The sequence below is a fragment of the Desulfovibrio sp. 1214_IL3152 genome, from assembly GCF_036763055.1.
Taxonomy (GTDB): Bacteria; Desulfobacterota; Desulfovibrionia; order Desulfovibrionales; family Desulfovibrionaceae; genus Desulfovibrio.
In genome coordinates this window covers 1-1,270 of the sequence record NZ_JBAIYW010000425.1, presented here as the reverse complement: position 1 = coordinate 1,270, position 1,270 = coordinate 1, and the positions used below count along the sequence as shown (strand labels likewise).

Genomic DNA, 1,270 nt, shown 5'->3' with positions numbered 1-1,270 from the left:
AGCCGCATCAGTGCGAAGCCTGCTTCCGCCTGGCCGGTCTGCGCACGGCCCACTATCTGGCCGCCGCCTGCAAGGATGCCGTGGCGGACAAGGTGGAAGAGTTTGATTTTCCGCCCTTCAGCGAAGCCATGCATGCCCACCCCGGCCTGCCCAGGGTGGCCTATATCTACATGCTCCAATCCCAGGGGCTGCTGCACGATACCTGGGTTTACGGCGTGGACGCCAAGCGCATTCTGCCGACCATGATCAGCCCCACGGAAGTTATGGACGGGGCCATCATATCCGGCAACTGCGTGTCCGCCTGCGACAAGAACAATACCTACGTGCACCTGAACAATCCTGTCATCCGCAGCCTGTATGAACACCACGGCAAGGACCTGAACTTTGTCGGCGTGATCATCACCAATGAAAACGTGACTCTGGCGGACAAAAAGCGCAGCTCTTCCTATGCGGTCAAGCTGGCGCGCATGCTGGGCGTCGATGCCGTGGTCATCAGCGAGGAAGGCTTCGGCAATCCCGATGCCGACCTCATCATGAACTGCCGCAAGTCCGAGCAGGCGGGCATCAGAACCGTGCTTATCACCGATGAGTTCGCAGGCCGCGACGGCTCAAGCCAGTCTCTGGCCGATTCCTGCCCCGAGGGCGATGCCTGCGTGACCGCCGGCAATGCCAACGAAGTCATCATCCTGCCGCCCATGAAGAAAATCATCGGTGATCAGGCCCCTGCCGAAACCATCGCCGGCGGTTTTTTCGGCTCCGTGCGTGAAGACGGCAGTCTTGAAGTGGAGTTGCAGGCCATACTCGGCGCCACTAACGAACTGGGCTTTAACCGCATCGGCGGCCGCACCCTGTAGGGGCGTCCGGCTCAAGGAGCAGGAGACTATCATGGCATATAAGCTTGTGCATTATATAAATCAGTTTTTTGCCGGTATCGGCGGTGAAGACAAGGCCGACGTCAGCCCCGAAGTACGCGAGGGCATTGTGGGTCCCGGCATGGCCTTCAAGGCCGCTCTGGGCGATCAGGCCGAGATCGTGGCAACCTTTATCTGCGGCGATAACTATTGCGCCAACAATCTCGACGCCGTGGCCGCCAGGATGGTGGAAACCGTCAAGAGCTTCGGGGCCGACGGACTCATCGCCGGGCCTGCTTTTAACGCCGGCCGCTATGGCACGGCCTGCGGCGCGGTGTGCGCCGCGGTCAACAAGCAGCTGGGCCTGCCCGTGGTAAGCGGCATGTACCGTGAAAGCCCCGGCGTGGACCTGTACCGCA

The 1,270-nt window shown here is 60.9% G+C and carries 1 protein-coding gene and 1 pseudogene; both read left to right on the top strand.

Annotated features, from left to right (window positions below):
- The coding region (grdE, locus tag V6C07_RS09010) for a glycine reductase complex component B subunits alpha/beta (RefSeq protein WP_333536079.1) at window positions 1–854 on the top strand (854 nt) is incomplete at its 5' end.
- Window positions 855–885: 31 nt separating this feature from the next.
- Window positions 886–1,270: pseudogene (grdB, locus tag V6C07_RS09005) on the top strand (glycine reductase complex component B subunit gamma); the annotation flags it as partial.